The organism is Alteromonas aestuariivivens (assembly GCF_003367475.1).
GTDB lineage: Bacteria > Pseudomonadota > Gammaproteobacteria > Enterobacterales > Alteromonadaceae > Alteromonas > Alteromonas aestuariivivens.
The window spans coordinates 146,815-161,863 of the sequence record NZ_QRHA01000005.1 but is presented as its reverse complement, the minus strand read 5'-3'; the positions used below and the strand labels follow the sequence as shown (position 1 = coordinate 161,863).

The window sequence follows — 15,049 nt, the reverse complement described above, 5'->3', positions numbered from 1 at the left end:
TTTATATCTGAATTAGTAATACTTCACGGCAATCAATTATTTACATTTGCCCGTTCCGTCCACTTCAAAAAACATTGGCAACTTCAATTTCGTGCGTTAACTGAGTGTTAATTCCATATGTAACTATCTATAAAACAAAGAATTCTTTAATTATTACCAAGTTTGCATGGAAATGTTAACCCTCTGAATTAATGTTAATTAACTGTATATAAATTTGAATGAATACGTATGCAGATGATTGAGCATTTAGAGGCTAAAAGATAGGATGCTTTCGACTATCAGTACTGTCTTCTAAATGTAATAACAATAATTGACGGTTCTAACCATCTGAATGGGACACCCACATGACACAATTTAAACCAAATTTAATTAAAGCCGCTTTTATTACCAGTGGATTTGCATTTGCATCTGTACCCGCAATTGCTCAGGAAGCATCCGCTGACGTACCGGACGAAAACCTGGTAGAAGTGATCCAGGTCTCTGGTATCCGTGGCAGTCTGCAACGTGCTCAGGCCATTAAAATGGACAATACCTCGATTGTTGAAGCACTTTCCGCAGAAGACATCGGTAAATTGCCTGACACCAGTATTGCCGAATCTCTTTCTCGCTTGCCTGGTCTGGCCGGTGAGCGACGTAACGGTCGTACCAGCGGTATCGCCGTACGTGGTTTCAATGAAAACTACGTAGGTACCTCGTTAAATGGCCGTGAACTGCTGGGCATGGGCGATAACCGTGGTGTGGAATTCGACCTTTACCCTACAGAATTCATCTCCAACATTCTGGTATACAAAACCCCTGAAGCGGGCATGACCACCCAGAACATCGGTGGTTCCATTGACCTGCAGACCGTTAAGCCTCTTACCGCCAGCAGCACTTTCACGCTAAATGGTACGTATGAGCAAAACAAAGAAGATTCCCTCAACCCGGATTTCGATAACGACGGTCACCGTATCTCCCTGAACTACGTCGATCAGTTTGCAGACGACACCCTGGGCTTTGCACTGACAATTGCTTCGATGGAATCACCGCGTCAGGAAAAACAATTCCGTGGCTGGGGTTATGCGAACGTTAATTTGACTCCTGAGGGTACCTTCAATGATAACGGTGACCCTCTGTGGAACCCTCGTCGTTTTGATGGAATGGACACTGTTGATGTACCAGATGGAAGCGTAGTTCTTGGTGGTCACGATTCATTTGCCCGTTCCGCCATGTTGGAACGTGATTCAATTGCCTCTGTTATCCAGTGGGCCCCAAGCGATCAGCTAACGGTTCAGCTGGATGCGTTGTACATTGACTTCACCGAAGACGACGTTCGTCGTGGCCTGGAAGAAGGCGGTGCCGAGTGGGGTACTGGCGCTTACACCATTACCGGTGTTGAAGATGGCCTTGTGACTTCCGGTTATCATGACGGTTTCTACAGCGTTGTGCGCAACGACGCCCGTCGTCAGGAAGCGGAACTGAAAACTTTCGGTCTGAACGTCGAGTACGTGATGAACGACAGCTGGACCATGCATGCTGACATTTCCAGTGGCAAAGTTGACAAAAACATTACAGACATCGAAAGCTACTCCGGTGTCGGACGTGCAGGTATCGATGGCCGCCCGCTGACTGCCCGTTCATGGGAAATGACGTCCACCGGCGTTATGTTTTCTGACCATCCAACCATTGCTGGTGTTGATTTGACCGACGAATCCCTGATCCGTCTGGCAGGCCCGCAAGCTTGGGGTTCTTCTCCGGTCCCGGGTAACCTGGCGCAGGACGGATTCGTTAATAATCCCGATTTTGAAGAGCAGCTGACCACCTACCGTTTTGACGTAGAAGGCTTCGTTGAATGGGGAATGTTCACCGGCGTTGAATTTGGTGCCATCTACTCTGACCGCACCAAGTCCAAAGACAACAATGGTGCTTACCTGACCGGCCCAAGCTATCCGGCCGATGACGCCATTCCAGACGTACTGGGAGTGGTTTCTCTGGACTTCATCGGTATTGACGGTGTTCTGGCCTATGATTCTTTGGGACTTTATAACAGCGGTTACTACACTGCAGTAGAAGCGGAACTGGTGCAGAACGATCGCCTGGGAGACACCTACACCGTAAATGAAAAACTGACTACCCTGTACGGTAAGCTGACGCTGGATACGGAGTTTGGCGGTGTTTATCTGCGCGGTAACGTGGGCCTGCAGGTTGTTCGTGCAGATCAGCAGTCTACCGGCTTCAGCACTACCTCCAACGCTAACGGCTACACTATCGCGACTCCGGTAGTTGGCGGAACTGATTACACTGACGTATTGCCAACCTTGAACCTGAGTGCCGAAGTTGCCGATAGCCAGTTTGTGCGCCTGGGTATGAGCAAAGTAATTTCGCGCCCCCGCATGGACGATATGCGCCCCAATACGCAAGCCACTTTCAGCTTTAACGATAACCAAATCCTGAGCACCGATATTGCCAATGGTCCTTGGGGTGGAAGCTCAGGTAACCCTGAACTCAAGCCACTGGAAGCAAACCAGTTTGATTTGGCTTACGAAAATTACTTTGCCGATTCAGGTTATGTAGCCGTGTCTTTCTTCTTCAAAGACATCAAAAACTGGCATCGTGACAACGCTGTAGTGGCTGACTTCTCAGACGTTTACGTACCTGGTCTGCACCAGACTTCAGACGGCCGTCCTCCAGTGTTGTTCGATGGGCAGGTTACTTCTGTAATGGATGGATTCGAAGGCTTTGTACGTGGCTGGGAACTGCAGGGCAGCTTGCCAGGCGATGTTATCCACGATTCTCTGGAAGGCTTTGGTGTGTTTGCCAGCGCAACCTTTATGGACGGCAGTGCAGATCCGGCTCCGGGGTCTACTGAAACCCGTATCCCTGGTCTGTCTGAAGAAAATTACAGTCTGACTTTCTTCTATGAAAAAGCCGGCTTCGAGTTCCGTGTTGCTACTACCAAGCGTAGTGACTACCTGACTGAAGAGCGTGGCCTGAGCCTGGCATTGCAGGATGCAACCAAGCAGGGTGGTACTCTGGTTGATGCGCAGATTGGTTACGACTTCAGCGAATCTGGCATCGATTACCTGGATGGTCTGCGTGTGACTCTACAAGGTCAGAACCTGACTGATGAAGACGACATTCAGGCATCCGGTACTGATCCGCGCCAGATCACTCAGTACCAGTCATTCGGTGCTAACTATCTGTTGAGCTTTAACTACGAGTTCTAAAACCCTGAGCAACGCCTGTGCCTCTGCAGGCGTTGTTTCAAGTGGTTTAGTCTGAAGATAACCACTGCTATAGTGCTCTGTAGCAGTGGTTTTTTTATTGGTGTTTAACACGATGAACAAAATTCAAAACGTTGTGGTTTTAGGCGGCGGTACCGCAGGGTGGATGAGCGCGGCACTGATCAAAAAGGTATTGGGTAACAGTGTCGGGTTGACGCTGGTGGAATCGGATTCTATTGGTACCGTTGGGGTCGGTGAAGCGACCATACCGCCAATTCGGCTGGTGAACAAGGTACTTGGCCTCAATGAAGGGGAATTCCTAAGAGAAACCAAAGCCACCATTAAGCTGGCTATTCGGTTTGAGAACTGGAAGCAGCAGGGTGAAAGTTATTACCACACGTTCGGTGCGCCCGGAAAATCCATGGCATTTTGCCATTTCCACCATATGTGGATGAAAGGCAGAGAGCAGGGAGTTGCCCGTGATCTGTGGGATTATGATCTCAATTACCTGTGTGCTGAAGCGGGCAAATTTGCCCAGATCCAAAGTGCCGATCCGATGCTTGAACTGCCGTTTGCGTACCATTTTGATGCGGGTTTGTACGCACAGTATTTACGCAAACTCAGTGAGAAGGCTGGCGTTAAACGGATTGAAGGGAAAGTTGAGCGGGTACTGAGAAATGAACGGGACGGCACGGTCAAAGCGTTGCAACTGGAAGGTGGTCAGTTGGTTGACGGGGATTTGTTTATTGATTGTTCAGGGTTCAGTGCGTTACTTATAGAGAAAGCGCTGGGAACCGGCTATGACGATTGGTCACATTTACTGCCATGTGACACGGCCATTGCGGTCCCTTCGGAACGGCGCGAAACAACCCGGCCATTTACCCGCTCAATGGCTCACAAGGCGGGGTGGCAGTGGCAGATCCCGTTGCAACACCGAAACGGCAACGGGCATGTATTCTGTTCCCGGTATATGAGCGATGATGAAGCACAATCCATATTGCTGAATAATCTCGAAACCAAACCGCTGGCCGATCCCAAGGTGATCCGTTTTACTACAGGCCGCCGTCGCAAGCAGTGGGTAAAGAACGTGGTGGCAATCGGTTTGTCGAGCGGATTTCTCGAACCGCTTGAGTCAACCAGCATTCATTTGATTCAGTCGGGTATTGTGCGTTTGTTGCAACTGTTCCCACATAATGGTCTGCATCCGGCTTCGGTCAATGAATACAATGAGCAGTCAGAACGTGAGTTCCTGCAGATACGGGATTTTCTGGTTTTGCATTACACGTTGAATGAACGCAACGACAGCCAGTTCTGGAAAGATATGCGTGAACTTGAACTGCCGCCTTTGCTGAAGCATAAAATGGATTTGTTCCGAGAAAATGGCAAGTTGTTTCGTGATCAGAACGACCTGTTTCTGGAAAGCTCCTGGTTGCAGGTGATGTTAGGGCAGGGGTTAATTCCCGGTGACTATCATCCGCTGGTTAATACCATGAGTGATGAACATATTCGAAACACTCTGAATCGCATTTCTGAAATTAAAGCGCAGCCAATAGCAGAACTGCCCTACCACGACGACTATCTGGCCCATGTTATGAGATCGGCCTGAATAGTGCCATCAGGCTGCTCTTCTGTGAGCAGCCAAGTACTGCATATTCTTGCAGATATCTCTTCATCTTGACCCCTTTGTTACGTTTTAAGCGATAAGAAGAATTATAACTGACTGTATATATTGTCTAATTTTCTTATATGTGAACCAAATGTGTCAAATTGTTAATGAATACGTATGCAATGGATTGCCCGCCTGTTTAACCAGCAGCTAGTATGGTTCTGTTGAAAAAAGAAGCGACGTAGTCGCCTGGCATAGTGCCGTGTGACACACTCGCTACAACAAGGAATGGGACCATGAAAACCTTTAAACCCAGCAGTATCACCTTGGCGCTGTTGGCGAGTGGGCTGGTAGGCACCAGCTTTAGCGTACTCGCGCAGCAAAACCCTCAATCTGCTGTTTCCGACCAAACCGCACCCGTAAGTTCACAGTCTGTGGAAGTGGGGGACGTGCAGTCTTCTCAGCCTTCAGCTAAAGCGGATGAAGCCATTGAACGTATTGAAGTGCGGGGGTTCAGTACCAGTCTGATCCAGTCGCTGAATCAGAAGCGTTTCAGCGATACCGTTACCGAACAGATTTCGGCTGATGATTTAGGGGGCTTGCCTGATGTGTCAATGGCAGATGCCCTTACCCGGTTGCCGGGTATTTCGGCGGTGCGAACCGGAGGTCAGGCCGCTGAAATCAACATTCGCGGTCTGGCCGGGGATTTTGTTTTTTCAACCCTCAATGGCCGTGAGCAGGTTTCTACCAGCGGTAGCCGGGCCATTGAGTTTGACCAGTATCCTTCAGAGCTGGTCAATTCGGCTGCGGTTTATAAGTCGCCCAAAGCGTCGCTTATTGAAGGCGGCGTTGCCGGAACGGTCGAACTGAAAACCGCCAGCCCGTTGGCCAACGATAAAACCCACACATTCAATGCCAATTTAAGGGGCATGTACAACGATCGTGCCGACGAAGTATCAGATGCCACCGAGTATGGCCATCGTGTGAGTTTTTCCTATCAGGGCAAATTTCTCGACGACACGCTGGGTTTATCTCTGGGTTATGCACGCCTGTTTCAACCGAGCGTTTCGACCCAGTTTATCGGTTTAGCCTACAACGGCCAGGTTGATGTAGACGGCGTTGAAGGCGATACCGACAACGCCAACCCGGATTGCCCGGAATGTGAATTGATCAGTGAAGGTTTTGAAATGCAGCACAAGGGTGGGGAAGAAACCCGCACTGGCTACATTGCCGCTGTTGAATGGGCCCCTGCGGAAAATTTCACCCTCAAGGCTGATGCTTTTATTTCCAAGTTTGATTCCGAGGCGTTCGCCCGCGGATTCAGGGTCAAACTTGGCGGCATTAATGCTGGCATTACCAACCCGGTTATTGTTAATAACAGCGTTATTGGCGGAACCTTTACCCGTACCGAAGACAGCTTCACCCGCGTTGAACTGGTTAATGACGACAACCAGGATTTTGACAAGGTGGAAAGTTATGGCGTAAAAGCCGAGTGGCAAATCACTGATAACCTTGCTGCCCAGTTCGATGTTTCTCTTTCCAAAGCTCAGAGCGATTTTAGAAATGGTTTGTTGTGGTCGCTGGTAGGCGAAGATGCCGATGCCGCGAGCCCGGTGTTCGACGAGAACGTACAAATCAGTTACCTGCTCAATGGCCTAAATCTGCCGGATCTGGCGTTTAACCAGGCCGATGCGTTTTCTGATATCGACCGGGTCATGGTCAGTAAATACGGCATTTACCCGTATGAAAACAAAGACGAACTGGACGCCTACCGGGCCGACTTCCAGTATTTTGTCGATATGCCACTGCTGTCGTCAGTGGAATTTGGCTATCGCTATTCCGACCGTGAATACAGTAATGATCGTTCTGTGTTTGAATACGGAAACGATGGCGCTTTCTCAGTCAGCCAGCCGCCACTACGCTTAACCGACGGTATGGTGGAGCAGGTTGACTGGTCAGGGGATTTTGCCTATTTCCCAAGTTATCTGTCGGTTGATTTGAATTCGGCGCTCAATGCCTGGTTCCCGAACGGTGCACCACAGCCGGTCCAAACCTGGGGGCCGGGAGCCGCCGGGGTAATTAACGGCCCGGGTATTGGCCCTTCCACTTCCTGGTCTGTGCAGGAGAGTGGTGATGTGTTTGAAACCGTGAATGCCGCTTACCTGATGGCCAACTTTGATACCGAACTTGGGGCTGTTTCGGTTACCGGTAACCTGGGCGTACGCTATGTGCGTTCCAAACAAAGTTCAACCACATTGCAACGTGCCACCCAGATCATTACCGATCCGGAAACCGGATTCAGTGTTGAAGTCAGCGACCCAACTGCGGGTGCGCAGAACATTACTGACGAAGCCGGCCTTATCAATAATTTCTATCGTCCGGCCATTCTGACCCATGAATTTGATGACGTTCTGCCAAGCCTGAACCTGAATTTCAAACTTACCGATAATACCCAGCTTCGGGTGGCGGCTGCGAAAGTAATGGGGCGGGCGCCGATTAACCGCTTTGCTGCCAATTCCTCAACCAATATCGAGGAAGTTGTCGCAATAATGGACCGGGATTCGGGTGAAATCTCTCTTTCGAACCCCACCGCGAAGATCAACGGCTCAGCCCGCAACAGCCCGTATCTTGAGCCGTTCTACGCAACCCAGTACGACATGTCCTACGAAATTTACTTCGAGGAAACCGACGGCGCCCTGATTGTGGCTGGCTTCTACAAAGACATAGAGTCGTTCATAGAAAATATTGCTATCGAGCCGTATGACTTTAATGCCAATGGTTTTACGGTCCCGGCAGAGGTGCAGATTCCGGTTTACTTAGAACCAGAATTCAGTAACCAGCCACCGCAGTTGGCCCGGGACGAAAACGGCGAGCCACTGCTCATCACCGTGCCGACCGAAAACGGCCGTTATGAGACCGCGGTAAATAACGCTGAGGGAGGTTACATTCGTGGTGTGGAAGTGGCTTACACACAAATTTACAGCATGCTGCCGGGATTACTTTCCGGACTGGGTATGAGTGCCAGTTACTCCTACACCGAAAGTGAAATTCAGCGCACCCTAAGTGATGGTGTGTATTCCAGCCGATTACCAGGCCTGTCGGAAAATGTGGCTACCGCTACATTGTTCTGGGAGTACGAAGGCTTCGAAACCCGGGTCTCTGCCCGCTATCGTGATGCGTTTGTATCCGAGCAGGTTGCTGTGAATGATCAAACCGTGAATTTTGATTCGGAGTTGGTGATTGATTATCAGGCATCCTACGAAATTAACGACAACATGAGTGTGCTGTTCCAGGTGAATAACCTCACCGACGAACCGACCAAGAGTTATTTCACCTCACCTGAGCAAACCGGCACCATTCAGTTCTTTGGTACCCAATACTTCCTGGGGGTCACATATTCGCTATGAAGTTCTTAACTCAAATTCAGCAAAAAACTAAAGCGAACGGTGAGCAATCTCCCTGCATGGAGCAAGTGATTATGAACAAGTTTAAGCAAACGTCAGCGCTGGCTGCCCTAATGCTGGCTACGGCCACGCTGGTGGCCTGCGGCGGTTCTGATGTGGAGCCTGGCTCCAACGATTTACTGACCTGTGATGCGCCCAATGTACCAGACGCCAGCGGCTCACAATGTGTGCCGCCACCGCCCATTCAGTGTGAGGCACCAACGGTACCCAACGAAACCAATGATGCGTGCGTAATTGGCGCGGATCCTTCGTTACCTGCACCGGTGTTTTTCCCGGCAGAGAATCAGGCAGTGTTGTATTACAACCGTGCCTCGGTGGATGCGGATAATTCCTCCAGCGACCCGGCCTATGATGGCTGGAAACTGCACACCTGGAACAATGATACCTGTGACGCTTATGCCGATCCGGATACCGACTGGGCCAACGGTCGGCAGCCAAATGGCATAGACCCTACCTACGGTGCCTACTGGGTGCTGGATTTGAAGGACGGCTACGGCAGTTGCCACAATTTCATTATCCACAAAGGCACTGACGATGCTGGCAAAGAAATGGGTGGCGGCGATTTCAAAGGCTCACTGGTACAGGATGATGAAACCTTTACCCGCATGAATTTCACCCTTTCCGGCGAAGCTACGGTGTTCGAATACCCTCTGGAGTCACTGGGCCCACAACCGGTAGCGATTGAGGGCTTTTCAGCCCACTGGCTGGATGCCCAGACGTTGCTGTGGGATGCCCCGGAGGCAGTACAAAGCGTGAAACTGCATTTTGCTGCTGATGGTGGCCTGAAAGCCTCGCTTGAGACTGGCCTGAACGGTGAAGCACTGGATTTGCAGCCTGCGGATTTAACTGAAGCGCAGAAAGCCATGGCTCCCCATCTCGCCAGCATGCCCGCTTACGAGGGGGTTTGGAGTGCAGAGGATGCCAAAGCAGTGCTGAAAACCCAGGCTGTGCTGGGTGGTTATGACAGCGAGGGAACTCTGGTTGCGGCCACAGGAATTCAAATTGCCAAGGCGCTGGATGCCATTTACACCGCTGGTGAAATGGATGCCGATGAAATGCCGCTGGGTGCTGTTTACGATGACGGCGGTATCCGTGTGAATTTGTGGGCGCCAACCGCCAGACAGGTTCGGTTACTTACTTACAACGAGAACAAAACCCTTGCCCAGGCTTTCGATATGGTGGAAGACCCGGCAACCGGTATCTGGAGTTACGCCGGTACGGATGCGCTCGATCGCACCCTCTACCGTTATGAAGTGACCGTATATCACCCCGTAACGGGTAAGGTTGAGGTGCTGGAAGTGACCGACCCCTATTCCGTGTCGGTATCCACTAATGGCCGTTTTTCCCGTTTTGTGAACCTGAGTGATGAAGACCTCAAGCCTGAAGGCTGGGATACTCAGAACATTCCTGAAGTGGTTAACCCGGAAGATGCGGTTATTTACGAAGGCCATATCCGTGATTTCAGTGCACGGGATGAATCCACTTCTGAAGCTAATCGCGGTAAGTATCTGGCGTTTACAGAGCAGGATACAGCACCGGTCATGCATTTGCAGAAGCTGGTTGAGGCCGGGTTAACCCATTTTCACCTGTTGCCGGCCAACGACATCGCCAGCATTGACGAAGACAGCAGCAAAACTGTGGATTTAAACAGCACGGTAGGCGATTTGTGCCGCCTTAACCGCAGTGCCGCGGTTTGCGGCGAAGAGTCATCCGGTGCTTTGTTGATTGACGTGTACAACAGTTATGGCGCGAGTACCGAGCCAACCAAAGCCCAGGAACTCACTGAGCAACTGCGCGGCTATGACACCTTTAACTGGGGCTACGATCCGCATCACTACAATGCACCGGAAGGCAGCTACTCGTCGGATCCGGAAGGCGTCGCGCGTATTGTGGAAATGCGCGCCATGAACCAGGCGTTGCATGAGATGGGGCTGCGGGTGGTTCTGGACGTGGTGTACAACCACACCAATGCCTCTGGCGTTTTCAGCAAGTCGGTGCTCGATAAAGTGGTACCAGGCTACTACCACCGCTATGAAACGGACACCGGTGCTATCGTACGCGAAACCTGCTGTGATGATACCGAGCCACGTAACGTAATGATGGAAAAGCTGATGCAGGATTCACTGCTGATGTGGACCGAGCATTACAAGTTCGACGGATTCCGTTTTGACATCATGAGCCAGGCTTCAAAAGACACCATGGTGCGCCTGCGTGACGCAGTACAGGCCGTTGACCCTGACAATTATTTTTACGGTGAAGGCTGGACCCGCATTGACCGTGGTTATGAACAGGCTAACCAGCTCAACATGGCCGGCACGGAAATTGGTACTTTCAATGACCGTATTCGCGAAGCAGTGCGTCAGGGCAATATTTTCAACCCCGAAAGCGACTCTGCGCTGAGCGATCAGGACAAGGTTAAGATGGGCCTGATTGGCTCTCTGCAGGACTATGTGCTGGAAACTTCCAGTGGTAATGCCACTAGTACCAGCAGCCTGGGTGGTTACACCCTGGACCCGGCGGACAGCATCAATTATGTTTCCAAGCACGACAATGAAACCCTGTGGGACCAGTTTAACTATGTATTGCCGGCCGATCTTACGCTTGAACAGCGGGTTCGAGCGCAAAACATCGGTATCGGCATTCCGATGATGGCCCAGGGCATACCGTTCCTGCAAATGGGTGGCGACATGCTGCGTTCCAAGTCGATGGACAGAAACACCTATGATGCCGGTGACTGGTTCAACTACGTCGATTTCACCTACATGAGCAACAACTGGCACGTTGGCTTGCCACTGGCCCAGGATAACCAGGGTAAATGGGACACCATTCTGGGTTTCGTGAATTCGCCGGAACGCGCCGCGTCGATGAGCGAAATCGAGTTCGCCTCAGAAGTGTTCAGTGAGTTTTTGAGTATCCGCAGCCAAAGCCCGCTGTTCCGCCTGACCAGCGCCGAGGACATCATTAACCGGGTAGGTTTTCACAATATTGGTGCGAGCCAGCAGCAGGGCCTGATTGCCATGAGCCTGGATGACGGTTACGACGAGACTACGGAAACCCCGCTGGACGATCTGGATCCTCTTGCCGATGCACTGATGGTGGTGATCAACAGCGGGTATGATGAAAAATCCATTACCGTGAATACGGCAACGGGCTTTGAGTTGCATCAAACCCAGATGAACTCCGTTGACCCGACGGTGCGCGGTGCTTATTTTACTGAAGGTGGTGACGGCAATGGTACTTTCACGGTGCCGGCTCTAACCATGGCGGTATTTGTTAAACCGCAAATGGGCGCTCAGGGCTACGGCTTGTCTGCCTATGCGACCGTCGGTGCACCAGATGTCGTACCGTTTGCCGACACCACAGTGTATCTACGGGGAGATATGAACGGCTGGAGCACCGATAACCCAATGAGTTATCTGGGCGACGGGAAATACCAGGTTGCTGTAAGTCTGACTGGCGGAACTCAATACCAGTTCAAGCTGGCGGATATGGATTGGGGCGGCGGCCCGACTCAACCTTCGGTTAATTTAGGTGCCCCGGATGGTGCGGACGTTAACGTTATTGAAGAGGAAGCCTTCAACGTTGGCTCCAGCAATAACAACCTGATATTTACTCCAGCTGAAGATGCGACCTACCTGTTTATACTGGATGCATCCGATAGCAACGCACCAGAGCTGACTATTGAAAACGAGCAACCCTACGATGGCACAGAGGTGTACCTGCGCGGTGGCTTCAATGGCTGGGGTACGGACGATCAAATGGTTTATCAGGGCAAACGTTTGTACACCTTCAGTAAGACACTGGCGGTGGGCAGCTACGAGTTTAAGGTTGCCTCCTCTGACTGGTCTACGGTTAACTATGGTGCACTTTCAGACAGCGACGCTGATCGGGTGGTAGAACTTGGTGAGGATACGGCGCTGGCAGCCACCAACTTCAACCTGATGATCAATGTGGAAAGTGAAGAGGAATACATCTTTGCTCTGGATGCCACTGATCCTGCTGCACCGATATTGCGAGTGTTTAAGGCACAGTTCTTCGGCTCTACCACCGTGTTTGTGCGCGGCGGTATGAATGGCTGGGGCGCGGTGGATACCCTCAGTTATCAGGGCAGCGGTGAATATGCCGTAACTCTTGACTACAGCGGTGGCGCGGTGGAATTCAAGGTAGCATCTGAGGATTGGTCTACCGTGAATCTGGGCAATCCGGATGGGGCTTCCTCCAACACAGTTGAGCTGGGCACACCGAAAGCAATAGAGGTGAGCAACAACAACCTGATGGCCGATTTGCCAGCCGGAAGCTATGAATTCAGAGTTAAGGGACCTGTGTTTGGTGCTGTGACGGTCACAGTGACAGCCTTGTAGGATTCGAGACGCTATAAAGCAAAAGCCGCCCAATTCGGGCGGCTTCAGACTGATGACAAACTACTGCGCTTGAAATTGCGGCGTCAAAAGTCTTCTCAAAATCCTCATTTACCATTTGTAAACTGCGGTTTTTCGGCGACTTTTTCCTTGCACTTTCTTCGCTCGCTACGTTTGTCCCCAGTCTGCAGAGTGTTTAATGTGAATAGCCAGACTTTATCAACACTAAAAAGCCGCCCAATTCGGGCGGCTTTTTCGATTGCCTGAGGCGGTATTTTTTGTTATCCGTGCATGGCGTTAGCCAGTTCAAAACCGATGCGCCCCGCCAGCCTCGCCGTTGCGCCCTGAATGTCAAAACCGGGGCTCAGTTCGGCAATATCCGACAGTACCCATTTCAGGCCGCGGGCCCGGCACTGGTTTCCCAGCCACTGAATGATTTGAACCGTGTCCTGTGGCGATATGCCCAGCGCTGACGGCGCACTAACACCTGGGGCAACACTGGCCGGAAAGGCATCCATACAAACGGTAACATAAAGATGTTCAACATTTTCCAGCATGGGTGTCAGGCACTCAATGGCACCTTCAACGCTGAACTGGGTGTCGGGCAACATCCGTGTGCCGGTGGTGCGGGCGTAGTCAAGAAGGGCCGGGGTGTTGGCTGCCAGCGACGCGCCCAGACAGGCGTAGTGAAAGGGTTTGTTGTTGCGCTGACTGAACTCGGCTATCTGACGAAACGGGGTTCCGGAAGAGGCAGAAGGCGCAGGTTTGCGTAAATCCAGATGGGCATCAAAATTGATGATGCCGATATTGCCGATACCATCCGTAGCCTTGTTAAGGCCCTGATAAGACGCCCATGCAATGTCATGGCCGCCGCCCAGGCCCAGAACCTTGTTGGCCCTGAGGGCTTCACTAACGCGGCTGGCATAATCCTGCTGCGTTTCGGCCAGTTCGCAATGAATGGTGCAGTTACCAATGTCAAACAGTTTGCCTGCCAGTATCCAGGGTAAGTTTGCCATGGCCTGACGCAGGGCATCGGGGCCCTGGGCTGCCCCAATGCGCCCCTTGTTGGCCTCAACGCCGCTGTCGTTGGGGTAGCCAACCAGGCATAAACCGCCTGCAGCTTTGTATGGAGTATCCTGAAATTCAACAACCTGATGCCAGCGACGGCCGGCATCTCCATCCTCGCTGTCGATACGGCCCTGCCAGAGAGATTTATATGACACGCTGACCTCCAACCCATTTGGCTACCGGGCGATAGCGGTTGATCTCGTACACCAGTTCGTCCGGGCTGTTAATCTGCCACAGGCACAGGTCGGCATCGGCCCCTTCTCTGAGTATACCTTTATTGGCAAGGTTCAAGGCTTTTGCGGCGTGGCAGGTTATTCCCCTTAGCGCCTCCTCGGTAGTGAGCCTGAATAGCACGCAGGCCATGTTTGCGCATGTCAACAGGGAAGCGATGGGGGATGTGCCTGGGTTCAAATCGGTGGAAATGGCCATGGGGATCTGGTGTTGTCGCAATGCCTCTACGGGAGGTAGCTGAGTTTCCCTGAGATAGTAAAAGGCCCCGGGCAGCAACACCGCAACCGTACCTGCATCGGCCAGAGCACTGACATCGCTGGGGTCAAGGTATTCAATATGATCGACGGAGAGGGCGGAATAACTGGCAGCCAGCAGGGCACCTTTACTGTCACTGAGCTGCTCGACATGGCCTTTTACCGGCAACCCGGCCTGGCGGGCAGCCTCAAACACCCGGCGGGTTTGTACTAAATCAAAGCCAACGGTTTCGCAAAACACATCCACCGCATCGGCCAGCTGATTTTCGGCGATGTAGGGGATCATGGTGTTGCAGACAAAATCGATGTAAGCGTCAGCATCTGTATCAGCCTCAGGGGGCAGGGCATGTGCACCCAGAAAAGTTCGCTGAATGTGGATACCGAGTTTTTCGCCCACCTGTTTGGCAGCGTTCAGCATGCGTACCTCAGTTTCTTTGTCGAGGCCGTAGCCGGATTTGATTTCGAGTGTGGTTACCCCTTCTTCTGCCAGACGGCTGGCACGTTGAATTGCGTGCTCAACCAGTTGCTGCTCGCTGGCTTCACGGGTTGCCCGCACCGTACTTTTTATGCCGCCGCCCTGGGCAGAAATGGCCTGATAGCTCACGCCTCTGAGGCGTTTGGCGAATTCGTCGGCGCGGTTCCCGGCGTAAACCAGATGAGTATGGCAGTCGATAAAGCCCGGCAGGCACCAGGCTGACTGGGCGTCGACAATTTCGGCTTCGTCCCGCACAGGAAGGCTGGTGCCAAGGGCAACGATTTTGCCTCTTTCCAGCAATATTTCACCGGCCGCCAGTTCGCCGTACGGGCGGCCGTTTTCCTGCATCGACGCAATGCGTACATTGCGGATCAGTGTCTGAGTCATAAA

The 15,049-nt window shown here is 51.8% G+C and carries 6 protein-coding genes; 4 read left to right on the top strand and 2 right to left on the bottom strand.

Annotation, left to right across the window (positions count from 1 at the left end; genetic code table 11):
* Window positions 1–344: 344 nt before the first annotated feature.
* The 4 genes from DXV75_RS08245 (at window position 345) to DXV75_RS08230 (ending at window position 12,634) form a co-directional block, all read left to right on the top strand.
* Window positions 345–3,206: a TonB-dependent receptor gene (locus DXV75_RS08245; RefSeq protein WP_115592929.1), complete on the top strand. Its 2,862-nt coding sequence runs from the start codon at window positions 345–347 to the stop codon at window positions 3,204–3,206.
* Window positions 3,207–3,318: 112 nt separating this feature from the next.
* Complete coding sequence (locus DXV75_RS08240; RefSeq protein ID WP_115592928.1) at window positions 3,319–4,809, top strand: tryptophan halogenase family protein; 1,491 nt, start codon at window positions 3,319–3,321, stop codon at window positions 4,807–4,809.
* A gap of 296 nt (window positions 4,810–5,105) precedes the next feature.
* Window positions 5,106–8,216 carry a TonB-dependent receptor gene (locus DXV75_RS08235; RefSeq protein ID WP_115592927.1) on the top strand — a complete coding sequence of 1,037 codons (3,111 nt, stop codon included), beginning with the start codon at window positions 5,106–5,108 and terminating at the stop codon, window positions 8,214–8,216.
* A 71-nt stretch (window positions 8,217–8,287) separates the two neighbouring features.
* Window positions 8,288–12,634, top strand: coding sequence for an alpha-1,6-glucosidase domain-containing protein (locus tag DXV75_RS08230; RefSeq protein WP_115593068.1), 4,347 nt, complete (start codon window positions 8,288–8,290; stop codon window positions 12,632–12,634).
* A gap of 278 nt (window positions 12,635–12,912) precedes the next feature.
* Here DXV75_RS08230 and hutG read toward each other — a convergent pair whose 3' ends face one another.
* A complete protein-coding gene (gene hutG, locus DXV75_RS08225) occupies window positions 12,913–13,854 on the bottom strand; it encodes a formimidoylglutamase (protein WP_115592926.1) in 942 nt (313 codons plus the stop codon).
* Window positions 13,844–15,046 carry an imidazolonepropionase gene (gene hutI, locus DXV75_RS08220; RefSeq protein ID WP_115592925.1) on the bottom strand — a complete coding sequence of 401 codons (1,203 nt, stop codon included), beginning with the start codon at window positions 15,044–15,046 and terminating at the stop codon, window positions 13,844–13,846. Before hutI ends, hutG begins: the two co-directional genes overlap by 11 nt.
* Between the last annotated feature and the right edge of the window lie 3 nt (window positions 15,047–15,049).

What these genes read in the sequence shown, in the direction of transcription:
- DXV75_RS08245 (WP_115592929.1), top strand. Translation starts at nt 345, where the DNA reads ATGACACAATTTAAACCAAATTTAATTAAAGCCGCTTTTATTACCAGT.
- DXV75_RS08240 (WP_115592928.1), top strand. Translation starts at nt 3,319, where the DNA reads ATGAACAAAATTCAAAACGTTGTGGTTTTAGGCGGCGGTACCGCAGGG.
- DXV75_RS08235 (WP_115592927.1), top strand. Translation starts at nt 5,106, where the DNA reads ATGAAAACCTTTAAACCCAGCAGTATCACCTTGGCGCTGTTGGCGAGT.
- DXV75_RS08230 (WP_115593068.1), top strand. Translation starts at nt 8,288, where the DNA reads ATGAACAAGTTTAAGCAAACGTCAGCGCTGGCTGCCCTAATGCTGGCT.
- hutI (WP_115592925.1), bottom strand. Translation starts at nt 15,046, where the DNA reads ATGACTCAGACACTGATCCGCAATGTACGCATTGCGTCGATGCAGGAA.